Annotated in this window: 18 protein-coding genes; 12 read left to right on the plus strand and 6 right to left on the minus strand. The window is 75.7% G+C overall.

Annotated elements, in window-relative coordinates:
• Positions 1-6: 6 nt before the first annotated feature.
• From ABT014_RS28635 to ABT014_RS28645, 3 genes are all read left to right on the plus strand, one after another.
• The gene (locus ABT014_RS28635) at positions 7-1,416 is read left to right on the plus strand and encodes a class I adenylate-forming enzyme family protein (protein ID WP_350642110.1); all 1,410 of its coding nucleotides are present in this window, start codon (positions 7-9) and stop codon (positions 1,414-1,416) included.
• Positions 1,413-3,122, plus strand: a complete 1,710-nt coding sequence (locus ABT014_RS28640; protein WP_350642111.1) for an AMP-binding protein — start codon at positions 1,413-1,415, stop codon at positions 3,120-3,122. The genes ABT014_RS28635 and ABT014_RS28640 overlap by 4 nt, the downstream gene beginning before the upstream one ends.
• A gap of 74 nt (positions 3,123-3,196) precedes the next feature.
• Positions 3,197-4,138: a JmjC domain-containing protein gene (locus ABT014_RS28645; protein WP_350642112.1), complete on the plus strand. Its 942-nt coding sequence runs from the start codon at positions 3,197-3,199 to the stop codon at positions 4,136-4,138.
• A 20-nt stretch (positions 4,139-4,158) separates the two neighbouring features.
• On the opposite strand, the gene map is transcribed toward ABT014_RS28645, so the two are convergent.
• Entirely contained in the window at positions 4,159-4,926 is a 768-nt protein-coding gene (gene map, locus ABT014_RS28650) for a type I methionyl aminopeptidase (protein WP_350642113.1), read from the minus strand.
• Positions 4,927-4,987: 61 nt separating this feature from the next.
• Here map and ABT014_RS28655 point away from each other — a divergent pair, with 61 nt between their 5' ends.
• From ABT014_RS28655 to ABT014_RS28665, 3 genes are all read left to right on the plus strand, one after another.
• Positions 4,988-5,263, plus strand: coding sequence for a helix-turn-helix domain-containing protein (locus tag ABT014_RS28655; protein WP_350642114.1), 276 nt, complete (start codon positions 4,988-4,990; stop codon positions 5,261-5,263).
• A 172-nt stretch (positions 5,264-5,435) separates the two neighbouring features.
• The gene (locus ABT014_RS28660; protein ID WP_350642115.1) at positions 5,436-7,673 is read left to right on the plus strand and encodes a SpoIIE family protein phosphatase; all 2,238 of its coding nucleotides are present in this window, start codon (positions 5,436-5,438) and stop codon (positions 7,671-7,673) included.
• A 153-nt stretch (positions 7,674-7,826) separates the two neighbouring features.
• Positions 7,827-8,255 (plus strand): hypothetical protein, encoded by a 429-nt coding sequence (locus ABT014_RS28665; protein WP_350642116.1) that lies wholly within the window; start codon positions 7,827-7,829, stop codon positions 8,253-8,255.
• Here ABT014_RS28665 and ABT014_RS28670 read toward each other — a convergent pair.
• Positions 8,249-8,944 (minus strand): HAD-IIIA family hydrolase, encoded by a 696-nt coding sequence (locus ABT014_RS28670; RefSeq protein WP_350642117.1) that lies wholly within the window; start codon positions 8,942-8,944, stop codon positions 8,249-8,251. The two genes, ABT014_RS28665 and ABT014_RS28670, sit on opposite strands and share 7 nt — an antisense overlap.
• Before the next feature lie 160 nt (positions 8,945-9,104).
• Between ABT014_RS28670 and ABT014_RS28675 the strand changes: the two genes are divergently transcribed.
• From ABT014_RS28675 to ABT014_RS28690, 4 genes are all read left to right on the plus strand, one after another.
• Positions 9,105-9,275, plus strand: coding sequence for a hydrophobic protein (locus tag ABT014_RS28675; protein WP_350642118.1), 171 nt, complete (start codon positions 9,105-9,107; stop codon positions 9,273-9,275).
• 135 nt (positions 9,276-9,410) lie between these two features.
• Positions 9,411-9,767 carry a hypothetical protein gene (locus ABT014_RS28680; RefSeq protein WP_350642119.1) on the plus strand — a complete coding sequence of 119 codons (357 nt, stop codon included), beginning with the start codon at positions 9,411-9,413 and terminating at the stop codon, positions 9,765-9,767.
• Between the two features lie 220 nt (positions 9,768-9,987).
• The gene (locus ABT014_RS28685) at positions 9,988-14,289 is read left to right on the plus strand and encodes a HAMP domain-containing hybrid sensor histidine kinase/response regulator (protein ID WP_350642120.1); all 4,302 of its coding nucleotides are present in this window, start codon (positions 9,988-9,990) and stop codon (positions 14,287-14,289) included.
• Between the two features lie 50 nt (positions 14,290-14,339).
• Positions 14,340-16,820 (plus strand): SpoIIE family protein phosphatase, encoded by a 2,481-nt coding sequence (locus tag ABT014_RS28690; protein WP_350642121.1) that lies wholly within the window; start codon positions 14,340-14,342, stop codon positions 16,818-16,820.
• Between the two features lie 37 nt (positions 16,821-16,857).
• Here ABT014_RS28690 and ABT014_RS28695 read toward each other — a convergent pair whose 3' ends face one another.
• Both ABT014_RS28695 and ABT014_RS28700 read right to left on the minus strand, forming a co-directional pair.
• Complete coding sequence (locus ABT014_RS28695; protein ID WP_350642122.1) at positions 16,858-17,379, minus strand: putative immunity protein; 522 nt, start codon at positions 17,377-17,379, stop codon at positions 16,858-16,860.
• An 82-nt stretch (positions 17,380-17,461) separates the two neighbouring features.
• Entirely contained in the window at positions 17,462-18,427 is a 966-nt protein-coding gene (locus ABT014_RS28700) for an SGNH/GDSL hydrolase family protein (protein WP_350642123.1), read from the minus strand.
• 320 nt (positions 18,428-18,747) lie between these two features.
• Between ABT014_RS28700 and ABT014_RS28705 the strand changes: the two genes are divergently transcribed.
• The gene (locus ABT014_RS28705; RefSeq protein WP_350642124.1) at positions 18,748-19,152 is read left to right on the plus strand and encodes an SHOCT domain-containing protein; all 405 of its coding nucleotides are present in this window, start codon (positions 18,748-18,750) and stop codon (positions 19,150-19,152) included.
• 29 nt (positions 19,153-19,181) lie between these two features.
• Positions 19,182-20,513: a diacylglycerol/lipid kinase family protein gene (locus ABT014_RS28710; RefSeq protein WP_350642125.1), complete on the plus strand. Its 1,332-nt coding sequence runs from the start codon at positions 19,182-19,184 to the stop codon at positions 20,511-20,513.
• Positions 20,514-20,552: 39 nt separating this feature from the next.
• Here ABT014_RS28710 and ABT014_RS28715 read toward each other — a convergent pair whose 3' ends face one another.
• Together ABT014_RS28715 and ABT014_RS28720 are read right to left on the minus strand one after the other, a co-directional pair.
• Positions 20,553-22,202, minus strand: coding sequence for an amidohydrolase (locus ABT014_RS28715; protein WP_350642126.1), 1,650 nt, complete (start codon positions 22,200-22,202; stop codon positions 20,553-20,555).
• A gap of 92 nt (positions 22,203-22,294) precedes the next feature.
• Complete coding sequence (locus ABT014_RS28720; protein ID WP_350642127.1) at positions 22,295-24,814, minus strand: beta-glucosidase H; 2,520 nt, start codon at positions 24,812-24,814, stop codon at positions 22,295-22,297.
• Positions 24,815-24,860: the final 46 nt, after the last annotated feature.

Consider the following 24,860-nt stretch of genomic DNA (forward strand, 5'->3'; position numbering starts at 1 on the left):
GGAACCATGCGCCCCCACCTCTGGGACCCGTGGGCCACCGCGAGGACGGCCCCCGACCGCACGGCCGTCGTCGCCGACGACGAGAGCTGCACCTTCGCCGAGTTGACCGCCCGTGCGGACGCCCTGGCGGGCGCCCTGCGGGCCCGGGGCGTGCCCGACGGCACGGTCTTGTCCACCGACATCCCCACCGGGCCGCGCTTCTTCGCGCTGGTCCTCGCGGCGCTGCGGTACGGGTACGGCCTCTTCCCGGTCGCCCCGCGCCTGCTCGCGCTCCCCGAGGGCCCGGGCCTGCTGGCGGGGGTGAACGGCGCGCTGCACATCACCACCGGCTCGCCCGCCCCGGGCGGGCCCGCACTGCCCTGCCCCGTGGTCGGCGACGACGAGCTGCTCGCCGCCGTGGCCCCGGCGCCCGCCCCGGCCGCACCGCCCGCCGCCGGGCACCTCGTGTTCGCCACCTCCGGCACCACCGGCGTCCCGCAGGCCGTCGTCCGGACCAGGCCGGTGCGCCCCTACAAGGGCGTGGCCGTCGCCGAGCGGTACGGCGCGGGCCCGGAGCTCGGACCGCACCTGATGGCCAATCCCACCTACCACCTCGGCACGCTGGGCCCGGCCCTGTACGCGCTCCAGGCGGGCAGCCCGGTCGTCGTCCAGCGCACCTGGTCGACGGACGGGTTCGTGGAGCTGGCCGACCGGTACGCGGCGGACAGCGTGTTCCTCAGCCCGGACCGGTTGACCGAGCTGGTCGGGGCGGGCCGGGCCCCACGACGACCCTTCCGGGTGGTGTTCCACGGCGGCGGTGCGTGCCCGCCCGCGGTGAAGCGCGCGGCCGTCGAGCTCTTCGGGCCGGTCCTGCACGAGTACTACGGCACCTCCCGGAGCGTGCTGACCGAGATCACCACCCCGGAGTGGCTGCGCAAGCCCGGGTCGGTCGGCCGCCCGTTGCCCGGGATCCGGATCGAGGTGACCCGGGACGGCCGGGTGCTGCCGCCCGGCGAGGCCGGCGAGATCGAGGTCCGGCTGCGCGCCGCCGACCGCGGCCAGGCCGAGGCGCCGGTGCACGTCACGGGCGACGTCGGTCTGCTCGACGCGGACGGCTACCTGTTCCTCATCGGCCGGGCCGGGAGCCCGCAGGAGCTCGGCGCCGCCCGGCTCGAACACGGCATCCGGCTGCTGCCCGGCGTCACCGACGCGGTCGTGCTGGCCGGCCCGCCACCGCTGTGCTTCGTGGAGCACGGCGAGGGTGACGCGCTTCCCGACCCGGTCCCGGCCATCGAGGCCTCCGCCCGTCAACTCGGTTTGCCCGCACCGCGGGTCGTGCTGGCGGCGTCCGGCTCGCTGCCCCGCACGCCCAGCGGCAAGATCAGGCGTGCCGCGCTCGCCGAGGTGGCGGAGGATGCGGACGAGGGCCGCGGATGACCCCGGACGAGCCGCCCGCGACCGCGCACGACCGGCTGCTGCGCCACGCGCTCGACCGACCCGACGCGGTGGCGCTCACCTGCCTCGACGGCATCGACGAACAAGAATTGACGTACCGTCAACTCCTTTCGCTCACCCAGTGGTTCGGCAGCAGGCTCGCCGCCCTGGGGGTGCGGTCGGGCGAGCGGATCGTCCTGGTGCTGCCGAACGACGAGTCGTTCGCCGTCGCCCTGCTCGCGGCCATCGGCCGAGGGATCGTGCCGGTGCCCGCCGCCACCCCGGCGACCACCCGGTCCGAGGGATTCGCCCGACGGCTGCGCGGCATCGCCGCCGACTGCCGTCCCGCCCTGGTCGTCACCACCGCGGCGTGGCGCGGCGCGGTCCGCGACGCGCTGGGCGGGCTGCACGTCCCCGGCGGGGTGTACCCCTGGCCGGAGCCGGTCGGGGCCGACGCCGACCCCGACCCGGCCCCGACCCCGGCGGGCGGGGCGACCTGCCCACTGTCGCCGGACGCGCCCGCCTTCCTGCAGTACACCTCCGGCTCGACCGGCGCACCCAAGGGCGTCGTCGTCAGCCACCGGGCGCTGCAGGCCAGTTGCGCCCAGGCGGCCCGCGTCTACCGCGAGGGCCCGGCGGACGTCGCCGTGACCTGGGTGCCGCTCCACCACGACATGGGACTCGTCACCGGGCTGCTGCGTCCGCTGTTCGGCGGGTACCGGTCCGTCCTGATGGCGCCCGAGGCGTTCGCGCGCCGCCCGGGCGCCTGGCTCTCGGCCATCACCGCGCACGGCGGGACGCTGTCCAGCGCACCGGACTTCGCCTACGCCCTGTGCGCCCGCAAGGTCACCGACCACGAGCTGGCCGCCCTCGACCTGCGCACCTGGCGGGTCGCCCGCAGCGCCGGCGAGGTGGTGCGGGCCGCCACGGCGGACCGGTTCACGGCGCGGTTCACCGCCGCCGGGCTCCCGCCCCGGAGCCTGTGCCCCTCCTACGGCATGGCGGAGGCCACCCTCACCGTCACCGCCTGCACCCCGGAGCGCCCACCTGTCCGGCTGGCCGTGCGCACCGACGCGCTGCGCGCGGGCGAGGTGGTCCCGGCCGCGCCGGGGGAACGCGCCACCGTCCTGCTCTCCTCGGGGACACCGCTGCCCGGCACCGAGCTGCGGGTGCACGGCGCCCCCACCGGGCCCGACGGCGGCGCCCGCATCGGGGACCTCGCCGTCCGCGGGCCGCAGCTGTTCAGCGGGTACTGGCCGGCGGCGCACCGCCCGGCCGACTGGCACCCGACCGGGGACCGCGGGTTCACCCGCGACGGCCACCTGTACGTGGTGGGCCGCAGCGACGACGTCCTGGTCCAGCACGGCCGGAACTTCTACCCGGCCGATGTCCTCGCGGTCTGCGAGGACGTCCACGGCCTGCGGCCCGGTCGCTGCGCGGCGGTCCGCGTCACGGACCCGGACCCGGACCCCGCCGGGGACGCGGTCGAGCGGGTGTGCCTGGTCGCGGAGTTGGCGGACGGCCCCGGCACGCCCCCGCCCGCCCAGGTGGCGGCCCGGGTACGGCGGCGGCTCGCGAGCGCCCTGGACCTGTACGTCGCCGAGGTCGTCCTGCTGCCCCCGGGCGCCCTGCCCGTGACGACCAGCGGGAAGGTGCGGGCCGGCGAGATCCGCCGGCGCCTCGCCCGGGGGACGCTCCCCCGCCTGTGAGCGACCGGTGCGGCAGCCCCGCCCGGCGGAACGAATCAGCGGACATCAGCGGACATCAGTAGGGAAGAGGAACCGTGCACGCTCCGACTTTGGCCCCGTGGGTCGGCGACCCCGCCGCCTTCAGCACCGCGTACTGGCGCCGCCGGCCGGGCGTCTTCCGGCCGGACGGGGGCCTGCGCAGCCCGTTCACCCTGGCCGACGTCGACACCGCGCTCGCCACCGGCTTCCTGCCCGACCCGTACGTGGAGATGACGCGCGCCGAGGACCCGCTCGGCCCCGACGCCTACCTGTCCCCGCGAGCGGTGCACGGCTCCTCGTACGGGGGGTTCGCCGACGAGACCAAGATCCGGGCGCTGCTGGCGGACGGCGCGACCCTGCTGATGCGCCGGATCGACCAGTGGCACGGCCCGACCCGGGACCTGCTGGCCCGGCTCTCCGCCGAACTCCAGCTGGCGGTCGAGGCGTTCTGCTTCGTGACGCCCGCCGGCACCCAGGGCGTGCCGCTGCACCGCGACGACGCCGATGTCCTCGTCCTCCAGCTGAACGGCAGCAAGTCCTGGCGCGTCCACGAGGGGCCGGCGGACGGGAACTGGCGGCACGGCCGGGTCGAGGGCGAGCCGCCGGCGGAGGTGCTGCGGACCACCCTGCGCGCCGGTGAGGTGCTCTACATCCCCCGGGGCTACGCCCACCAGGCCGTCGGCGACGAAGGCCTCTCGGTGCACCTGTCGTTGACCATCCGCGAGATCCACACCGGCGACCTGTTCCGCACCCTGCAGAAGCTCTCCGCGCGGTCGATGGCCATCGAGAGCCGGCCGCTGGACGACGACGCGGTGCTGGCCGCGGCCACCGCGATGCTCGACCACGTCCGCGCGGCCGTCGCCGCCCTCACCCCCGAGGACCTGGTGCGGCACGCCCGGCGCGGGAAGCTGGCCACGCTGCCCGCCCCGCGCTCGCCGATCTCGCTGACCGCAGCGGCGCTCGAGGCGGCGGCCGCGGACCACGCCGTCCTCGTCTGACCGGGCTGCGGCGGGCCGGGTCAGAGCAGGGTGAGGATGCGGGGACCGTCGTCGGTGACGGCGACGGTGTGCTCGATGTGGGCGGCGCGGCTGCCGTCGGCGGTGCGCAGGGTCCAGCCGTCGGGGTCGGTGCGGTAGTCGTTGCGGCCGCCGGCCATCAGCATCGGTTCGATGGCCAGGGTGAGGCCGTGGTACAGCCGGAAGCCGCGGCCGGGCCGGCCGTGGTTGGGGAGGTGCGGGTCCTCGTGCATCCGGCGGCCGATGCCGTGGCCGCCGAAGTCGGCCGGCATCCCGCAGGCGGCGTCGCGGGCGACCGTGCCGATGGCGTGCGAGATGTCGCCGATGCGGTGGCCGACGGTGGCGGCGGCGATGCCGGCGTCCAGGGCCTGCTGGGTGGCGGCGATCAGGGCGAGGTCGGCGGGGCGGGGGGTGCCGACGGTGAAGCTGATCGCGGCGTCGCCGGTCCAGCCGTCGAGTTCGGCCCCGCAGTCGACGCTGACCAGGTCGCCGTCGCGCAGCCGCTGGTCGCCGGGGATGCCGTGGACCACGGCGTCGTTCACCGAGGCGCAGATCACCGCCGGGAACGGGGTCGGGGCGAAGGAGGGCCGGTAGCCGAGGAACGGCGAGCGCGCCCCGGCCTCGGCGAGGACACCGCGGGCGGCTTCGTCGAGTTCGCGCAGGCGCACCCCGACGGCGGCCGCGGCGCGGGCGGCGGCGAGTGCGCGGGCGACCACGCGGCCGGCCTCGCGCATCGCCTCCAGCGCCGTATCGGTCTTGATCTCCACCATGGTCGGGTCTCCTTGCGATGCGATGCCACCCAATACTTATACCGGTATTAGTATCACGGGCATGGTGAGAGTTCCGTTGAGTCCGCAGGAGCGGCAGCGCGGGGAGCGCTTCGGGCGGCTGCTCCGTGAGGCGCGAGGCGACCGCAGCATGGTCGAGGTGGCGGCGGCCGCCGGGGTGTCCGCCGAGACGCTCCGCAAGATCGAGACCGGCCGGGCCCCGACCCCGGCCTTCTTCACGGTCGCGGCGCTGGCCCATGCGCTGCGGCTGTCGCTGGACGACCTCGCGGCGGCCTGCGCGCAGGACACCGCCGACGAGGAGGAGGCGATCCCGGCCTGACCCCCCGACCACCCGCTCGACCGCCGGTACCCGGCCCACCGTGCTTGTTGCGCGAAGGCGCCGGGTGAACCAGGCTCGTAGCCAGATGCAGGGCCGCGGCTCCCCGGCTCCCGCACGGGCGGCCCCGCGCGGGTGTCCGACCCGGGACCGGACCGGTGAGGGTGGACGAGAGATGACGAGTGGACCGGAGGACACCGGCCGCAGCGACGCCGCCCCCGACCGGGCGGCGGGCGCCGATCGGCCCGCCGCCCCGGACGGCCCGCGCGGGCCCGCCGGTGCGCAGCGCCGCGTCGAACGCGCCACCGGCCTGCTGATGGCCCGCTTCGGACTCGCCGCGCCGGAGGCCTCCGACCAGCTCGCCGCCGTCGCCGACGCGCTCGGGCAGCGGGCCGAGGAGCTGGCCGAGAGCCTGCTGGAGGGCGCGGACCGCGCGGCGCCCGCCGCTGTGCAGCACCCCGTCACGGAGCCCGGGGCGCAGGACGACCTGGACGAGATCGCCGGCGCGCTGCTGCGCAACGGGCTCGGGCCGCTCGGCGCCTGCGGGATGCTGCTCTGGCGGCGTGAGGCGGCCGACTGCCTGGAACTGGTGGGCGGGGCCGGCCACAGCCGGCTGGAGCGGGCGCACTGGCAACGGATCTCGCCGCTCTGGGACGGCCCGCTGCGCCGCGCCTTCGCCACGGGGGACGAACTGTGGCTGCCCGACGGCCCCGAGGATCCCGAACGGCTGCCCGGCCCCGCCCGCCGCAGCGCCCGCGCGGTGCTCCCGCTGCGTGCCGGCCTCGGCCGGCCGCTGGGCGTCGCCGTGGTCTGCTGGCCCGGGCCGACCACGCTGGACGAGGAGCTGCGCCAGCAGGTCGCCGCCCTGGTCGCGGTCGCCGTCCAGGTGCTGGCGGTACGGGAGCGGCGGGCGCCGTACCGGGTGACCGGCCGGCTCGCCCGGCCGGTGCTGACCTCGCTGCTGGACCTGCTGGCCCACCCCGCGCTGCTGCTGCGCCTGCCGGGCGACGGCGGCGGGCCGCTGGTGGAGCACGCGAACCGGGCGGCCCGGCAGGTCTGCACCGCCCCGGCCGGGCCCGGCCCGCGCCCGCTCGCCGAGGCGCTCCCGTACGCGAGCCGGCAGCTGGCCGACCTGTTCGTCCTGGCACTGGAGAACCAGGTCCCGCAGGTCGAGTCGCGGGTGCCGGCCGTGCACCACCCCGGCGAGCCGGGAGCCCTGGTGAACGTCCGGATCCTGCCGGTGGACCCGGAGCACGCGACGCTGCTGTGGCACTCCGGCTCGCTCGACCACAGCTTCTCGGTGCTCCGGGTCGCCGGCGGGCTCGGCGCCTTCGAGGACGACCTCACCACCGGCACCAGCCGCTGGAGCACGGCCGCGTTCGGCTACTTCGGCCTGCCGGGCGACGCCGCCCCGGTGCCGCTCGCCGAGCTCGGCGCGCTGGTCGATCCGGCCGACGCGGCGGATCTGGCGGAGGCCACCCGGCGGCTGCTCGGCCGCCGCCAGAGCCTCAAGCTGGTGGTCCGCCCGCGGCGGCCGGCCGGCGTCGAGCGCCGGGTGCAGATCGTGGCGGAGCCGCTGCTCACCCACGGCACGCTGACCGGCATCACCGGGATCTACCAGGACGTCACCGCCCAGTACCGCACCGAGGCGGCGCTGGCCGCGACCTTCGACCGGCTCACCGACGTCCAGGAGGAGTCCGACACCCGGCACCGGCTCGCCCTGCTGATGCAGCGGGCGCTGGTGCCGGAGACACCGCAGCCGCAGCCGCTGCCCGGTCTGGAGGTGGCCGCGCGCTACCGGCCGGCCGCCCAGGTCTACCGGGTCGGCGGCGACTGGTACGACGTGCTGCCGCTGCCCGGCGGCCGGGTGATGGTCGCGGTCGGGGACCTGGCCGGCCACGGGATCGAGGCGACCACCGGCATGGTCGCGCTGCGCAACGGGCTGCGCGGGCTGGCGCTGACCGGCGAGTCGCCCGCCCGCCTGCTGCACTGGCTCAACGAGCTGACCGTCCGGCTGGCCGGACCCCCGACCGCCACCGCGCTCTGCGCCGTGCTGGAACCCGGTGCCAGGAGGCTGACCTGGTCGAGCGCCGGCCACCTGCCGCCGCTGCTGCTCCGGGACGGCCGCGCCGAACTGCTCGACTCGGCCCACAACATCCTGCTCGGCGCCACCGCGGGCGTCACCTACCGCGAGACCACCACCATGCTCCGCCCCGAGGACACCCTGCTGCTCTACACCGACGGCCTGGTCGAACGCCGCCGGACCGAGCTGCGCGATTCCTTGGCGCAGCTCAGCCGGACCGCGGAGGAACTGGCCTCGGCCGAGCCGGACGAACTGGCGGACCTGATCCTGGCCCGCGCCACCGGGGACACGGCGGACGACAGCAGCCTGATCGTGCTGCGGTTCAGGTGACCCGCAGGGCGCCCGGGGGCGAGGCCGGCCGCCACCAGGTCCGGTCACGCGGTGCGGCGGTGGGGCACGCCGGGGCAGGGATCGGGCGGGCGCCGTTACTCCGCTCCCCGGGTGGGTAGGCGCGACCTCCGCCGAATTCCCCCGGAGGATCCCATGCTGCTGCTCGGGCTTCTGCTGATGGCCGCGGCCGGTGCCTTCACCGGCCTGCTGATCGCCGACAACCTCTCCGGCGGCCCTGAGTACCAGGTCGCCGTGCTGGGTCAGGACCTCACCACCACCAACACGCTGGAGGCCTTCCTCGCCGGGGCCGCCCTGGCGCTGATCTTCGGCTTCGGGCTGCTGCTGCTGATCATGGCCGCCGGCCGCTCCCGTCGCCGCCGGCGCACCGCCACGGCGGCGACCCGACGCGCGGCCGGGCCCGGCACGGCCGCAGTGAACGACGTGAACGACATGAACGACCTGGACGACCTGGACGCCGTGGACCACGGGGCCGCCCCGGCAGGCGAGGCGTCGGACCTGGGAGCGGACAAGGAGCCCGCCCGCCGGTGGCACCTCCCGTCACGCCAGCGGCTGAGTCACTGAGACGGTCGCACCGACGGCGCGCCCGCGGCCTGCGGCTCCGCCGCCAGCGCCCGGGCCGCCGCCGCGGGCAGGCCGACGACGGCGAGCGGGCCGATCGGGCCGGCCACCCGCCCGGCCCGTCCGGTCGGCGGCGCCACCAGGACGGCGGCCACCCCGGCCGCCCGCGCGGCCAGGGCGTCGCGCGGGTCCGAGCCGATCACGGTCGTACGGCGGGCCGGCACCGCGAGGCAGTCGTGCGCCGCGCTGACCAGGCCGGGCGCGGGACGGCGGCAGGCGCAGCCGTCCGCTTCGCCGTGCGGGCAGACCGCCCAGACGTCGAAGGGCCCCAGCAGCTGCTCGCAGCGCCGCCGGACCAGGTCCACCTGGGCCCGGCTCAGCAGGCCGCGGGCCACGCCCGGCTCCTCCACCAGGGCTCCGACCGCGACCCCACGGGCCCGTACCGCGGCGACCACGGCGGCCGCGCCCGGCAGTGGCCGGACCCAGCCGGGGTCGCCGTTGTTCGGCATGTCGGCGATCAGCGTGCCGGCGCACCGGAAGAGCACCGCCGTCCGGTGCGCCGGCGCGGCCAGCGGTTCGGTGGATCCGCCGCGCGTGCCGGTCCAGATCCAGGGCTCGGGGCCGGTGCCGGGGGTCCGGTCGATCGGGCGGCCGCGGTTGTCGCAGAGCGTCGTCCACTCGGTGCCGTTCATACCGGGCGGCTGTCCGAACGGGCCTGCTTCAAACGGCGGCCGGGCCCGGCCGGACCTGCGGCGGGCCGACCGCGTACCCCGGAATTGCCGGAAGATTCCTGTGCATGGTCCACCCGGGACGGGGCAGCCGAGGGCCGACAACGATTCGTGGAGGTCGGAAATGGTTCCTCTTCTTCTTGTACTGCTGCTGGCTCTGATCCTCTTCGGTGCGGGTTTCGCGCTCAAGGCGCTGTGGTGGATCGCCGTCGTCGTGCTGGTGGTCTGGCTGGTGGGCTTCGTCGCCCGCGGCACCGGGGCGTCCGGCACCCGGGGCCGCTGGTACCGCTGGTAGGTCCGGCCGCCCACGGCTACGGAGCGGGGTGCGCGGTTGCGCACCCCGCTCCGCCGTGCGCCTGGTACGGGCGGCGCCGGGACGGCCCGGCGGGCGGGCGGACATGACTCGGCCCCGAGCGGTTACACGATGCGTATGACTCATCGACAGACCTACCAGAGCGCACCGCGGCCGGTGGGCGTGCGGTCCACGGCCGAGGTCGAGCAGGCGTTCGGCGAGCTGGAACGCGGTGCGGCCGCCCCGAACCGCCAGACGCAGCTGTCCCGGGGCTCGCTGGCCGCCTACCTGTGGGCGCTGGGCCGGGGCGACACCGCACCGGTCACCGGCGCCCGCGGCACCGGCCGGCCCGATCTGCTGGCGCTGACGGCGGAGGTGGACGCGGCCATGGTCGAGCTGGAGTACCAGTCCCAGCGCACCGTGCCGCGCGACTACACCCAGGGCGTGCACGACGCGCTGTCCTGGGTCTGCGGCCACACCGACGACCACCCGTGAGCGCCGTCGGGGCCGTGGTCGGCGGAGCGGTCACCGTCATCTCCGGACCGCGGAAGAAGAGTTCGCCCTCGACGGACCGGGTAAGGTAGCGTCCCCGGCGGTACGTTCAGGTGTCGGCGACGGCCCGCGCACCCGGCCCGACGGCCGAGGACGGGAGCCGGGACGGGCATGGTCGGTGACGGGCCGGTGGCCTGGCGCTCAACGAGGAAGGCTACGCCCGATGGCTGGCTCGACGAAGCCCCCGGCTACCCGCCGGGGTGATGGCGACAGCGCCGCCCAGGTCGGCGAGCCCGATCTGCGCCGCCTGCTGGCCGGTTTGACCGCCGTCCGCGACGGTGACTTCCGCACCCGGCTGCCGGACGACGCGGACGGGCTGCTCGGCGAGATCGCGACCGTCTTCAACGGCATGGTGGACCAACTCTCGCTGTTCACCTCCGAGGTGACCCGGGTGGCCCGCGAGGTGGGCACCGAGGGCCGGCTCGGCGGCCAGGCGGAGGTGCCCGCGGTCTCCGGGACGTGGAAGGACCTGACCGACTCCGTCAACGCGATGGCGGGCAACCTCACCACCCAGGTCCGTGACATCGCGCAGGTGGCGACGGCGGTGGCCAAGGGCGACCTGTCGCAGAAGATCATCGTCGACGCCCGCGGCGAGATCCTGGAGCTCAAGAACACCGTCAACACGATGGTCGACCAGCTCTCCGCGTTCGCCGGCGAGGTGACCCGGGTGGCCCGCGAGGTCGGCACGGACGGGCGGCTCGGCGGCCAGGCCGACGTCAAGGGTGTCTCCGGCACCTGGCGCGACCTCACCGACTCGGTCAACTTCATGGCCGGCAACCTGACCGCGCAGGTCCGCTCGATCGCCCAGGTGGCGACCGCCGTGGCCAAGGGCGACCTGTCCCAGAAGATCACCGTGGACGCCCGCGGCGAGATCCTGGAGCTGAAGGAGACCATCAACACGATGGTCGACCAGCTCTCCGCGTTCGCCGGCGAGGTGACCCGGGTGGCCCGCGAGGTAGGCACCGAGGGCCGGCTCGGCGGCCAGGCCGACGTCCGGGACGTCTCCGGCACCTGGCGCGACCTCACCGAGTCGGTGAACGTGATGGCCGACAACCTGACCGCGCAGGTCCGCTCGATCGCCGAGGTCACCACGGCGGTGGCGCAGGGCGACCTGTCGCAGAAGATCCGGGTCGACGCGCGCGGCGAGATCCTGGAGCTGAAGGAGACCATCAACACGATGGTCGACCAGCTCTCCGCCTTCGCGGACGAGGTGACCCGGGTGGCCCGCGAGGTCGGCACCGAGGGCAACCTCGGCGGCCAGGCCACCGTCCGCGGCGCCTCCGGCACCTGGAAGGACCTCACCGACAACGTCAACGTGATGGCCTCCAACCTGACCGGGCAGGTCCGCTCGATCGCCCAGGTGGCGACCGCCGTGGCCAAGGGCGACCTGTCCCAGAAGATCAACGTGGAGGCCAAGGGCGAGGTCGCGGCGCTCGCCGGGGTCATCAACACGATGGTCGACACGCTCTCCGCCTTCGCGGACGAGGTGACCCGGGTGGCCCGCGAGGTCGGCACCGAGGGCACCCTCGGCGGCCAGGCCCGGGTGCCCAACGTGGCCGGCACCTGGAAGGACCTGACCGACAACGTCAACTTCATGGCGCACAACCTGACCAGCCAGGTCCGCAACATCGCCCAGGTCACCACCGCGGTCGCCCGCGGCGACCTGACCCGCAAGATCGACGTGGACGCCCGCGGCGAGATCCTGGAACTCAAGACCACCATCAACACCATGGTCGACCAGCTCTCCGCGTTCGCCGCCGAGGTGACCCGGGTGGCCCGCGAGGTCGGCAGCGAGGGCCGGCTCGGCGGACAGGCCGAGGTCGAGGGCGTCTCCGGCACCTGGAAGCGGCTGACCGAGAACGTCAACGAGCTGGCCGGCAACCTGACCCGCCAGGTCCGCGCCATCGCCGAGGTGACCAGCGCGGTCGCCGCCGGCGACCTGACCCGCTCGATCACCGTGGACGCCTCCGGCGAGGTCGCGGACCTCAAGGACAACATCAACTTCATGGTGGAGTCCCTGCGCGAGACGACCAGGGCCAACGAGGACCAGGACTGGCTGAAGTCGAACCTGGCCCGGATCTCCGCCCTGATGCAGGGCCGGCGCGACCTCCCGGTGGTGGCCGAACTGATCATGGACGAGCTCACCCCGCTGGTCTCCGCCCAGTACGGCGCGTTCTACCTGGCCGAGGACACCGGCCACACCACCTTCCTCAACCTGATCGGCTCCTACGCCTTCCCGCCCGGCGCCACCGCGACCCGCTTCCGGCTCGGCGAGTCCTTCGTCGGCCAGGCGGCCCGCAGCCGGCGCACCATCGCCGTCGACCGGCTGCCGGCCGGCTACGTGAGCGTCTCCTCGGGCCTCGGCCGTGCCGAGCCGCTCTCGCTGATCGTGCTGCCGATCGTCGTCGAGGAGCAGGTGCTCGGCGTCATCGAGCTGGCCACCGTGCACGACTTCACCCCGGTGCACCGGGCCTTCCTCGGCCAGTTGATGGAGACCATCGGCGTCAACGTGAACACCATCGTGGCCAACGCCCGCACCGACGAACTCCTCGGCGAGTCCCAGCGGCTGACCTCCGAGCTGCAGGTCCGCTCGGCGGAGCTGCAGGCCCGGCAGGAGGAACTCCAGTCCTCCAACGCCGAACTGGAGGACAAGGCCGCGCTGCTGGCCGCGCAGAACCGCGACATCGAGACCAAGAACCTGGAGATCGAGCAGGCCCGCCAGGAGCTGGAGGACCGGGCCCACCAGCTCTCGGTGGCCTCCACCTACAAGTCCGAGTTCCTCGCCAACATGAGCCACGAGCTGCGCACCCCGCTCAACAGCCTGCTCATCCTCGCCCAGCTGCTCGCCCAGAACCCGACCCGCAACCTCACCGCCAAGCAGGTCGAGTACGCCGGCATCATCCACTCCGCCGGCTCCGACCTGCTCCAGCTGATCAACGACATCCTCGACCTCTCCAAGGTCGAGGCCGGCAAGATGGACGTCACCCCGGAACGCATCCCGCTGCGCAAGCTGCTGGACTACGTCGAGGCCACCTTCCGCCCGCTGACCGGCCAGAAGAACCTCACCTTCCAGGTCAGCACCGCCGCCGGCGTGCCGGCCGAACTGCTCACCGACGACTACCGGCTGCGCCAGGTGCTGCGCAACCTGCTCTCCAACGCGGTCAAGTTCACCGAGAAGGGCAGCGTCGACCTGCGGATCGAGATCGCCGACCCGGCGGGCGTCCCGGAGATCGCCCGCCGCGAGCACGGTCCGGTGGTCGCCTTCCACGTGGTCGACACCGGCATCGGGATCGAACCGCAGCACCTGGAGGGCGTGTTCGGCGCCTTCCAACAGGCCGACGGCACCACCAGCCGCAAGTACGGCGGCACCGGCCTCGGGCTGTCGATCAGCCGGGAGATCGCCTTCCTGCTCGGCGGCGCCATCACCGCGCAGAGCACGCCGGGGCAGGGCAGCACCTTCACCCTCTACCTGCCGGTGGCCCGCACGGAGTTCCTCGAACTGAGCGGTCCGGGCCCGCGCGAGCTGCCGGAGGCCGGCCCGGCCGAGCCGGCGCCGCCGGGCCAGGAGGAGACCGGCGGGCACCCGGGCCCGCCGGAGACCGGCCAGCCCAAGCGCCTGCTGGTCATCGAGGAGCGCCCGCGCGGCCTGCTCTCGCTGGTGGCGGAGAGCGCCGTCGCCGACCTCGGCGGCAACCCCGGCCTCGGCGACCCGCGGGCGACGGTGGAGGTCATCACCACGGTCGGCGCCCAGGAGGCCGCCGAGACGCTCGCCACCATCCCGTGCCACTGCGTGGTGCTGGAACTCGACCTCCCGAACGGCGCGGCGCTGGACTTCCTGGAGGACATGGCCCGCGACGCCGCGCTGCACAGCGTGCCGGTGCTGGCGCACAACAACCGCCGGCTCGGCGCCGAACAGGAACGCGCCCTGCAGGAACGTGCCACCGCCCAGCCGCTGGAGCTGCTCTCCAGTCTCGACGAGCTGCGCGAGCGGATCGCCCTGCACCTGAGCGTGGACCAGCCCGGCGACGTACTGCCGCTGGTGCGCACCGAGGACACCGCCACCCCGCTCGCCCAGGACGTGGACGGCGCCCTCGCCGGCCGCACGGTGCTGGTCGTGGACGACGACGACCGCAACCTCTACGCCCTCACCGGGATCCTGGAACTGCACGGCATGCGGGTCCTCCAGGCGGAGAACGGACGCGCCGCGATCGACACCCTGACCCGCAACGCGGGGATCGACCTGATCCTGATGGACGTCATGATGCCGGAGATGGACGGCTACGCGGCCACCACCGCGATCCGCGCCATGCCCGAGCACGCCGGGCTGCCGATCATCGCGGTCACCGCCAAGGCGATGATGGGCGACCGGGAGAAGAGCCTGGCCTCCGGCGCCAGCGACTACGTCACCAAGCCGGTCGACGCCCGCGATCTCATCGCCTGCATCGAACGGTGGATCAGGCCGTAGTCCGTGCCGGCCGAGCCACCCCGACCACCGTGCGACCCGAGGAGAGAACCATGCGCGACCGCCAGCCGCCTCGGGACACCGGTTCCCCCGCCCGGACCGTGCCCGGTGCGGAGGTGTCGGTCGTCGCCCAGCGCGGGCCGGCCGTCCCGCCGTCCACCGCCGGGCCGGCCGGCCCGGCCGACGGCGGCGTCATCGGCCGGCTGACCTCCACCGTCGAACGGCTGCGCGGCGAACTCGCCCGGGTGCGGGCCGAGGCCGACGGCCGGGCCCTGGTGGAGCTCGCCAAGGGGATCCTGGTCGAGCGGCTGGGCTACGGCCCCGCCGACGCCGCCCGGCAGCTGGAGGACCTGGCCGGACAGTCGAACCTGTCGGTCCTGGAGCTCGCCGCCGACCTGGTCAACCAGGCCGCCCGGGACCGGATCACCGACGTGGCCCGCGAGTTCGTGGCCGCCGCCGGCGATCCGACGGCGGCCGGTGGCCCCGCCGGGCCCGGCGGGCCCTCGGTGGCGGTCCGGCTGCGCAGCGCGGAGACCGGCATGCTCGGCGCGGGTGACGTGCAGGCCGTCGCCCACTCCGCCCTCGACCACGCGCTGCGCCCGCTCGGCGCCTCGGCGGTGGCGATCTGGGCGGCCAACGCCGACCAGTCCCTCACCCTGGCGGGCAGCGCCGGGTTCGGCGAACGGGAGGCCTCGCTGTGGCGGCACGTCCCGCCCGGCGTGCCCACCCCGGCCCGGCAGGCGCTGATCGCGCGGGCGGCCACGGCGTACGAGTCGCAGGCCGCGGCCGGACTGCCGTCCATCGGGCAGCACGAGATCACCGGCGGCCGGCTGGCCGTCCCGGCGGGCACCGGCGGCCGGATCACCGGTGTGCTGGAGATCTGCTGGCCGGACGCGCTCCCCCGGCGCTCGCAGTCCCTGCAGCGGCAGTTCGAGGCGCTGGCCGAGCTGTGCGCCACCGCGCTGGAGTCCCGCCCCGCCGCCGGCGCGGGCCCCGGGGAGGCCGTGCAGAGCGCCGAACTGCTGGAGCTGGTGCACGGCCTGCCGGACCCGTGCCTGGTGCTCGTGCCGGTCTTCGACGCCGCCGACCTGCCGACCGACTACCTGATCCGGCACGTCAACCCGGGCTTCGTGGACTTCGCCGGCCGCCCGCGCAGCGCCATCGCCGGGGCCCGGCTGCTGGAGGCCTACCCGCTGGCCGCCGAACCGGGCGGGCTGCTGGAGAAGATCGAGCACGTGCTGGCGACCGGCGAATCGTTCCGCTCCCCCGCGATGAGCCTGTCCGCGCTGGTCGACGGCGTCCCGCTGACCACCGAGGCGGCGGTCGACATCAGCCGGCACGGCTCCCAGGTGGTGGTGATCTGGCGGACCCAGGACGACGCCGCCCGGGTCGCCAGCCTGCTCCAGCACGCCCAACGGCTCGGCCGGATCGGCGGGTTCGAGGAGAATCTGCGGACCGGCGAGATCGCCTGGAACGACACCCTGTTCGACCTGCACGGGCTGCCGTACACCGCCGAGCCGATCTCGATCGAGCACCTGGCGGCCAACGCGCACCCGGACGACGAGCACACCATCGGCCGGTTCCTGCGCACCCTGCTGCACCACCAGCGCCCGGCCTCCACCGCGTTCCGGCTCAAGCGGGCCGACGGGATCGCCCGGCACATCCGGGTGGTCGCCGAGCCCGTCATCGGTGCGGACGCCCGGATCACCGCCGTCCGCGGCGCCTACCAGGACGTCTCCGCCCAGCACTGGACCGAGGTCGCGCTCGCCGCCACCCGCGACCAGCTCGCCCACAGCGAGCAGCAGTCCGCCGAACGCAGCCGGCTGGCGCTGCAGTTGCAGCACGCCATCATGCCGCCCAGCCGCGGCCCGCTCACCCTGCACGACCTGCGGGTGGCCGTGCGCTACCGGCCGGCCGAGAAGGAGCACCTCGTGGGCGGCGACTGGTACGACGCGGTCGCGCTGCCCACCGGTCAGGTCCTGCTCTGCGTCGGCGACGTCGCCGGGCACGGCATCGACGCCGCCACCGGGATGGTCGCGCTGCGCAACGCCCTGCGCGGGCTGGCCGCGACCGGCGCCGGGCCGGCCCAACTCCTGTGCTGGCTGAACAGCGTGACGCACCACCTGACCGACAGCGTGACCGCCACCGCCGTCTGCGCGCTCTACGACCCGCGGACCCGGGTGCTGCGCTGGGCCAGGGCCGGGCACCTGCCGCCGGTGCTGCTGCGGGACGGGCTGGCGAGCGAGCTGACCAGCGTCTCCGGCATCCTGCTCGGCGCGATCGACCAGGCCGACTACGAGGAGGGCGAGGTCCGGATGAAGACCGGGGACACCCTCATGATGTACACCGACGGCCTGATCGAACGCCGGGACCGCTCGCTCCAGGAGTCGCTGGACGATCTGCGGACCACCGCGCAGAAGCCCGAACAGTCGGACGATCCGGCCGAGTTGGAGCACCGGCTGGACCACCTGCTGCGGTACAGCAGCGCGGACACCGACGACGACACCTGCCTGATCGGGATCAAGGTCCGCTGACCGGCCGGCCGCGGTGCGACCCGCCCGCCGCTCGCGCTCAGTGGCGCAGCGCGCCGTCGAGCCGCTCGCGGAGGGCTTCGAGCCGGCCGCGGCCGGGGGCGGGCGCGGGCAGCTGCCGCAGGATCCCGCGCACCGCGGGCGGGGCCTGTTCGACCGCCCACCGGAGTTCGGCGTCCCCGGCGCCGAGGTTGCCGCCGGCCGCCAGCTCACGGGCGAGCGCCGCGTGGATCGCCGGGGCGTGGACGTGCCGCGCCTGGTGCGGGGTGGCGAGCGCGTGGATGTACGGGGCGGCGGCCGCGTAGCAGGCGGCGCGGGCGGCCGCGGTGGCCACCGGGTCGTCCGCCTCGCCGGCCGCCTTGAGCGCCGCCCAGGCGGCGGAGCGCAGCTGCGCGGTCCGCTTCCCGGTGCGGGTGAAGGCGCCCAGGCTGTCGAGCGCCGCCCGCGGGCGGCCGTCCTCGGGGGCCCGGGCCTCGAACAGCGGCAGGACCCGCTCCGCGCAGCCGGCGGCCCAGAGGCCGAGCAGCCGGCGGTCCTCGTCGGTGATCGTCACGTCGTCCACGGCGCCATCCTCCCGGACGCCGGTACGGGCAGGGCCACGGGGTGGGGTGGCCGGCGCCGGCCGCCCCACCCCGTGGCCGGGGTCAGCGCAGGGCGGCGCGGACGGCGTCCGCCATCACGCGCTCACCGGTGGCGTTCGGGTGGAACGGGACCGCCGGGGAGCCGGGGAGCGCGCCCTCGATCCAGCGGTCGTCCGAGCAGATGTCGTGGCCCCTGCTCGGGGTCGCGGTGTCCACGTAGCGGGCGCCGTTGGCGGCGGCGGTGGCGCTGAGCATGGTGTTGAGCCGGTCGAGGACGCCGTGCAGGTATCCGATGTCGCCGGGGGTGATCGGCTGCTCCAGGATGCAGGACGAGCCGTCGGCCGGGAGCACGGACGGGTAGCCCACCACCAGGACCCGGGCGGCGGGGGCCTTGGCGTGGATGCGGGCGAGCACGTCCGCGAGCCGGGGTGCGGCGGCCTGGATCCGGCCGGCGAGGTCGTCCTCGCCGTACTCCCAGGACCAGGACCAGCCGGTCCAGGCCCAGTGGCCGTGGTTGTAGACGTCCCGGCAGGGCGTGCCCAGCGGGTTGGCCACCGCGCCGCCGACGCAGGTGGCGATCACCTCGGCGATCCCGAGCGGGCCGACGCCGAGGTCGTTGCCGCCGATGCCGATGGTCACCAGATCGGTGTCCGGGGTGACGGCGTCCAGCTGCGGGGCGCCCCCGTCCGGCAGGCCGGGGTACTGGGCCCCGGTCATCGCGCTCACCTTGGCGGCGGAGCAGGTGACGTCGGTGTAGGCGCCGGCCCGCAGGGCGGCGGCCACCAGGCTGCCGTAGTTGTGGTCGGAGCGCAGGCACAGCCCGGCGGACTGGCCGGGCACGCCCGCACCGGCGGCGTAGGAGTCGCCGAGGGCCACGTAGTGGTGCGGGGCCGGGGTCGCGGCCAGGGCGCCGGTGGAGGTCAGCGCGAGGGCCGCGCCCAGCGCGAGGGCGCCGAGCCGGGCGGACAGGTGGGAGCGGGCGGACAGGTGGGGGCGGGACGGGCGGTGCTTTCGGGCATGGCGGAGCACGGGTTCCTCCTGGGGGAGAGGGAACGGGTGGGGGCGCGCGAGCCACAGCTGCTGCTACTCACCGGTAAATTACCGCCAGGTTTCGCCTCCGTCCATGCCCCCGGTGGACATTTCCGAAAGAGCGTCAGATGGGATTCTTGAATACGCTCCGCCGCGTATCGGAGGAATTTCCGAAACGCATCGGAGCGGAATTCCCCCACCCGGCGCAGCCGCCGGCCCGCGGCGGATGCGGGAGCGGGGCACCGCGCGCAGCATGAGTGCATGAGCAGGCACCACGCATCGGGCCGGCACCGGCCGGTCCGGGACAGGAGACCAGCACCATGAACCTCGCGTCCGACTACCCCCTGCTGAACGTGTTCTGGACCATGTGCTGGTTCTTCCTGTGGATCCTCTGGTTCATGCTGCTGTTCCGGATCCTCATCGACCTCTTCCGCGACGACTCGCTGAGCGGCTGGGCCAAGGCCGGCTGGGCGATCTTCCTCATCCTGCTGCCGTTCCTCGGCGTGTTCGTCTATCTGATCGCCCGCGGTCGCGGCATGGGTGAGCGCGAGATGGCGAAGGCGCAGAAGGCGGACGAGCAGTTCCGGGCGTACGTGCGCGAGTCGGCCGGCACCTCCGGGGAGGGCTCGACCGCCGACCAGCTGGCCAAGCTCACCGAGCTCCGATCGGCCGGGCACATCTCGGACGAGGAGTACGCCAAGGCCAAGGCCAAGATCCTCACCTGACCCGCCGTCCGGCGCGGGAGCTGAGGACGATGACACGCTCGCACACCGCCGCGGCGCCGGCCCGGGCCCGGTTCGACGCCCGGCTCGCGCTGGTGCTCGCGGCGGGCGCGGCCGTGGCCCTGGTGGCCGCGAGCGGTCCGGGCGGCCTGCTCGTGCTGGTGGTCGGGGTGGCCGGCGCGGCACTCACGGCCATGGGCACCTGGTGGGTGCTGGCCCACCACGGCGCGGCCCGGGCGGCGGGGGCGCTGCTCGCGGTGGCCGCGCCGGTGGCCATCCTGGTGATCTACACCCGGGCGGGCGTGTGGGCCGCGGCGCTGATCGGCATCGCGCTGTGGGCCGCCGCCGCGGCCTGCGCGCGGTCGGCGCTGCGCCGGCTCCGGCCGCCCCGGGGCATGACCGCGGTGGCCGCCGCCCGGCCCCGGCAGCCGGTGCTGATCATGAATCCGAAGTCCGGCGGCGGCAAGGTCGGCCGGTTCGCGCTGGTCCGGAAGGCCGAGGCGCTGGGCGCCCGGGTGGAGCTGCTGGATCCGGCGGTGCACACCGATGTCGCCGCGCTCGCCCGCCGGGCGGTGGCGCAGGGCGCTGACCTGCTCGGGGTGGCCGGCGGCGACGGCACCCAGGCCCGGGTGGCGGAGGTGGCGGCCGAGCACGACCTGCCGTTCCTGGTGATCTCCGCCGGGACCAGGAACCACTTCGCGATGGACCTCGGACTGGACCGCGAGGACCCGTCCCGCTGCCTGGACGCGCTGACCGACGGCGAGGAGCTGCGGATCGACCTCGGCGTGGTCGGCGGCCACGCCTTCGTCAACACCGCCTCGTTCGGCGTCTACGCGGACATCGTGCAGCGCCCGGAGTACCGGGACGCCAAGGCCGGCACCGCGCTGAACGCCCTGCCCGACCTGCTGCTCGGGTACACCGGGCACGCCCTCGACGCGGCCACCGACACCCTGCGGCTGGAGTCGCTCCAGGCGCTGCTGGTCAGCAACAACCCGTACGCCGCGCCCGAACCGGCGGCCGGCGGACGGCGGCCCCGGCTGGACCTCGGGGTGCTCGGGGCCGTCGGGATCCGGGTGGGCAACGCGGCCCAGGCCGCCGACCTCGCCCTGCGGGGTGCCCGGGCCGCCGGGCTCACCGTGCTGACCTCGGGGCAGATCGTGGTCGGCTCGGACGCGGAGCGGATCCCGGTCGCGGTGGACGGCGAGGCCCTCACCCTGCCGACCCCGGTGGTCTGCTCGGTCCGCCCCCGGGCCCTGCGGGTCCTGGTGCCCCGGGACCGCCCCGGGGCACCCGCCGCCGCCCCGCCGATGCACTGGCGCGACGTCCTCACCCTGGCGCTCGGCCGGAGCCCGGCGGACGGCTGACCGGCCCCGACCACCCCGACGGCCGGCCAGGTCGGCCGGTCAGCTCGGCCGGTCCGCTCCCCCGCCGGCCAGCCCCGCCGGATCGTGCACGGCCCGGCCGCCCAGCACGGTGAGGACCGGGAGCAGCGCCGCCAGGCGGTCCTCCGGGCAGTCGAACGGGGACTCGGGCCACACCGTCAGGTCCGCCAGGGCGCCGGGCGCGAGCACGCCGCGCCGGCCCTCCTCGCCCAGCAGCCGCACCGCGGCGGTGGTGTGCAGCGCGACCGCCTCCGCCCGGTCGATGGCGTGCTCGGGACCCTGGACGCCGGCGGCGGTCCGCCGGGTGGTCATCCCCCAGACGGAGACCATGGCGCCGTACGGGCCCACCGGGAAGTCCGAGCCGGCGGCGATCAGCGCGCCCTCGTCGAGCCACGCGCGCAGCGGGAACAGCTGCCGGACCCGTTCCTCGCCCCAGGCCCGGATCTGCGGCGCCGCGGCGTCGTGCAGCAGCGGGTGCTGGACGGTGACCGGGATGCCGAGCCGGATCGCCCGGGCCCGCTGCTCGGCGCCGGCCAGGCCGCCGTGCTCGATCACCAGGGTGCCCGTCGGCAGGCCGGGGTGGCGGGCGAGCACCCGCTCGTAGACGTCGAGCAGGACGCGCAGCCCCCGGTCGCCCCAGGCGTGCACGCCGACCCGCCAGCCCCGCCGGACCACCCGGTCGACCGCGGCGACCAGCGCGTCCGGCTCCCAGAGCAGCAGTCCGTGGTAGCACTCCCGGTCGGCGTAGGGCTCCTCCAGCGCCCCGGCCTCGATGCCGCCGTCGATGCCGAACTTGACGCCCCACACCCGCAGCCAGGGGTCGTCGCGCCCGCGCCACGGCTCCATCCGGTCCAGCAGCCGGTCGGTGCCGGCCGCATCGCGCAGGCCGAGGCCCGACACCAGGGCCCGGACCCGGACGGCCAGTGCGCCCGCCCGGTGCGCGGCGTCCAGCACCGGCAGGTCCTCGATCGGGACCATGCAGTCGCGGACCGTGCCGATACCGGTGGCGGCGTAGGCCCGGGAGGCGGCCCGCAGGCCGTCGATCCTGGTGGCCCGGTCGGGGGGCGGCAGCAGCCGCTCGGCCAGCGTGACGGCGGTGTCCACCAGGCGTCCGGTCGGCCGGCCCCGCGGGTCGCGCAGGATGTGGCCGCCGGGCGGCTCGGGGGTCCGCGCGGTGATCCCCGCCCGTCGCAGCGCCAGGGAGTTGAGCTGCACGTTGTGGCCGCCGCGCTTGACCAGCACCGGGTGGTCGGGGGCCGCCAGGTCGAGTTCGGCGAGGGTGGGCATCCGCTGCTCGCGGAGGTTGAGCTCCTGCCAGTTGGTGGTGGTGCGGATCCACCCGCCGGCCGGGGTCGCGGCGGCCCGCCGGCGGATCAGGTCGAGGAACTCGGCGAGCGTGCCGGCCCGGTGCACCGGCACGTCGTGGATCCCGTGCGCGGCCAGCACGAGGTGGGTGTGGGTGTCGTCGAAGGCCGGCAGCACGGTGGCGTCCGGCGCGTCGACGACGGTGGTGCGCGGCCCGACCAGGTGGTCGAGGCCGCCCGGCCGGGCCGCGAGCGCGGTGATCCGCTCGCCCGTGACGGCGACGGCCCGCCGGACGGGCGCTCCGGCGTCCAGGGTGTGCACGGCCGCCGCCCGGATCAACAGGTCGGCGGCGGGTGGCTGGGGCATCAGCGGTCCTCTCGGGTACGTCCGGCGGGATCGGTGGGGTGCCGCGCCCGGGGCACCCCATGACGGTGGGTCCCCCGGGCGCGGCGGCCCGCTCAGCCCCGGCCGGGCAGGTCGAAGCCGACCGACAGGCGGCGGTCGGCGACGCTGCGCCCGGCCTCCACGCGGTACACGCCGGGCCGCGACCGCCAGGAGCCGGCCGCCTCGTCCCAGGTCTGGAACGCGCGCAGCGGGATCCGGGTGCGCGCGGCCACCCGCTCGCCGGGCGCGGCCTCGACCGTGCCGAAGGCGGCCAGCTGGCGGTCCGGCCGGGACGGGTCGGAGCCGTCGTGCGCGAGGTAGACCTGCACCGTCTCGCGGCCGGCGCGCCCGCCGGTGTTGCGCAGCCAGACCGTCACCTCCGCCGCCGCGCCGTACGGGTCCCGGTCGGAGCCGTCCTCGACCCGGCGGGTCTCCAGGCCCTCGTACGCCCAGTCGGTGTAGCCGAGGCCGTGGCCGAACCAGTAGGCGGGCGCGGTGCTGCCGCGCTCCCAGGCGCGGTAGCCGATGAACAGGCCCTCGGTGTACGGCAGGACGCCGTCCTGCGGCTCCACCCGCAGCACCGGGGCGTCGGCCGGACCGGCGGGCCAGGTGGTGGGCAGGCGCCCGCCGGGCTCGGTGCGGCCCAGCAGCACGTCGGCCAGGGCGTGCCCGGCCTCCTGGCCGGGGAACCAGGTGAGCAGCACCGCCGCCACCTGCTCCCGCCAGGGCATCAGCACCGGGGCACCGGCGTTGACCACGACCACGGTGTTGGGGTTGGCCGCGGCGACCCGGGCGACCAGCTCGTCCTGGCGGCCGGGCAGGGCGAGACCCGCACGGTCGACGCCCTCGCTCTCGACCTCCTCGGTGGTGCCCACCACGACGATCGCGACCTCGGCCGCGCGGGCGGCCGCCACCGCCTCCTCGATCAGCTCGTCGCCGGTCCGGCCGGGGGCGCCGTGGCCGAGGGTGAAGGAGACCAGGCCGAAGCCGGCGACCCCGGCGGCCTGCGGCAGCACGTGCTCGAGCGAGACCTCCACGGCCTCACCGGCCGCCAGCTCGACCGCGAACTCCCGCTCCGGCGGGGCGAGGAAGGCCGCCGCCGGGTCCTCGCCCTCGGCGGCGAGCACCTCGTCGAAGAGCACGGCGTCGCCGACCCGCAGGCGGTAGTGGCCGACCCCGCGGACGGCGAAGCGGTGCTCCCCGCTGCCCTGCGGCACGAGCAGGCCGGTCACCTCGACGGACGCCAGGTCGGCAAAGTCCACGCCGGCGGGCAGCTGGCCGATCCAGCGCACCGCGCCGTCGGCGGCCACCGTGGTGCCCAGGGTCGCGCCGCCGGCGTCGCGCAGCGCGGCGGTGAGCGGGATGCCGATCGGCGCCAGGTGGACCAGCGGGTCGGCGCCCATCGCGTACTCGACCTGGACGCCGGCCGCGCGCAGACCGTCCAGCGGGCTGATGGTGCGGGTCGGGAAGACCTGGGCGCTGCCGCCGCCGCCGATCCGGGCCACCACGGCGGCGGCCCCGATCAGTGCCACCGGGCCGGTGGCGGCCAGCGGCAGGGCGCCGCCCTCGTTGCGGACCAGGACGAAGGAGCGGGCGGCCAGGTCGCGGGCGAAGTCCTCGCCGTCGATCCCGGCCGGGAGCCGGTCGGCGGGCACGGCCGCCGGAGCGCCCTCCAGCAGGCCGACCCGGGCGGCCAGCCGCAGCACCCGGCGGGCGAGGTCGTCCACCACCTGCTCGGGCACCAGGCCCTCGCGCACGGCGGCGACCAGGTGCTCGCCGTAGACGGTCGCCGGGCCGGGCATCGCGATGTCGAGGCCGCCCAGCGCGCAGCGGACGGTGTCGCGGGCACCCGTCCAGTCCGAGACCAGGACGCCGTCGAAGCCCCACTCCTCGCGCAGCACACCGTTGTTGAGCTCGTCGTTCTCGCACATGCCGACGCCGTCGACCCGGGTGTAGGCGGCCATCAGCCCCCACGGGTGGGCCTTGCGGACGATCGCCTCGAACGGCGCGAGGTAGAGCTCGCGCAGGGTGCGCGCGTCCGCCCGCACGTCGACGGTGTAGCGGTCGGTCTCGGAGTCGTTGGCGACGAAGTGCTTGGCGGTGGTGGCGACCCCGCCGTCCTGGACCCCGGCGACCAGCGCGGCGCCGAGGTCGCCGGTGAGCAGCGGGTCCTCGGAGTAGCACTCGAAGTGCCGGCCGCCGCGCGGCGTGCGGTGCAGGTTGACGGTCGGCGCGAGCACCACGTGGGCGCCCTTGCGGCGGGCCTCCTGGGCGAGCAGGTGGCCGGTGCGGCGGGCCAGGTCGACGTCCCAGGTGGCGGCGAGCGCGGTCGGCGACGGGATGGCCAGCGACGGGTCGTCCGGGGTCCACTGCTCGCCGCGGACGCCGGCCGGGCCGTCCGACATCACCAGCCGGCCGAGCCCGATCTCCTCGTTCGCGGGCAGCGACCACATGTCGGCGCCGGCGAGCAGGGCCACCTTGGCGGTCAGGGAGAGCCGGGCGAGCGCCTTGTCGACGGCGGCCTCGCGCTCGCGGTCGGCGTCGGCGTCGGCGTCGGCGGGGAGTCCGGATGGGGTGGTCACGGAGGTGGTCATGGCGTCCTCGGGGTGGGAGTGGTGGCTGTCGCGGGGGTCGGGGTGG

Origin of the sequence: Kitasatospora sp. NPDC094015 (genome assembly GCF_040304075.1) — a bacterium.
Lineage (GTDB): Bacteria > Actinomycetota > Actinomycetes > Streptomycetales > Streptomycetaceae > Kitasatospora.

Coding starts and splice junctions, on each gene's coding strand:
- ABT014_RS28690 (WP_350642121.1), top strand. CDS start 14,340: ATGCGCGACCGCCAGCCGCCTCGGGACACCGGTTCCCCCGCCCGGACC.
- ABT014_RS28715 (WP_350642126.1), bottom strand. CDS start 22,202: ATGCCCCAGCCACCCGCCGCCGACCTGTTGATCCGGGCGGCGGCCGTG.
- ABT014_RS28685 (WP_350642120.1), top strand. CDS start 9,988: ATGGCTGGCTCGACGAAGCCCCCGGCTACCCGCCGGGGTGATGGCGAC.
- ABT014_RS28720 (WP_350642127.1), bottom strand. CDS start 24,814: ATGACCACCTCCGTGACCACCCCATCCGGACTCCCCGCCGACGCCGAC.
- ABT014_RS28660 (WP_350642115.1), top strand. CDS start 5,436: ATGACGAGTGGACCGGAGGACACCGGCCGCAGCGACGCCGCCCCCGAC.
- ABT014_RS28665 (WP_350642116.1), top strand. CDS start 7,827: ATGCTGCTGCTCGGGCTTCTGCTGATGGCCGCGGCCGGTGCCTTCACC.
- ABT014_RS28675 (WP_350642118.1), top strand. CDS start 9,105: ATGGTTCCTCTTCTTCTTGTACTGCTGCTGGCTCTGATCCTCTTCGGT.
- ABT014_RS28655 (WP_350642114.1), top strand. CDS start 4,988: ATGGTGAGAGTTCCGTTGAGTCCGCAGGAGCGGCAGCGCGGGGAGCGC.
- ABT014_RS28635 (WP_350642110.1), top strand. CDS start 7: ATGCGCCCCCACCTCTGGGACCCGTGGGCCACCGCGAGGACGGCCCCC.
- map (WP_350642113.1), bottom strand. CDS start 4,926: ATGGTGGAGATCAAGACCGATACGGCGCTGGAGGCGATGCGCGAGGCC.
- ABT014_RS28640 (WP_350642111.1), top strand. CDS start 1,413: ATGACCCCGGACGAGCCGCCCGCGACCGCGCACGACCGGCTGCTGCGC.
- ABT014_RS28710 (WP_350642125.1), top strand. CDS start 19,182: ATGACACGCTCGCACACCGCCGCGGCGCCGGCCCGGGCCCGGTTCGAC.
- ABT014_RS28680 (WP_350642119.1), top strand. CDS start 9,411: ATGACTCATCGACAGACCTACCAGAGCGCACCGCGGCCGGTGGGCGTG.
- ABT014_RS28670 (WP_350642117.1), bottom strand. CDS start 8,944: ATGAACGGCACCGAGTGGACGACGCTCTGCGACAACCGCGGCCGCCCG.
- ABT014_RS28705 (WP_350642124.1), top strand. CDS start 18,748: ATGAACCTCGCGTCCGACTACCCCCTGCTGAACGTGTTCTGGACCATG.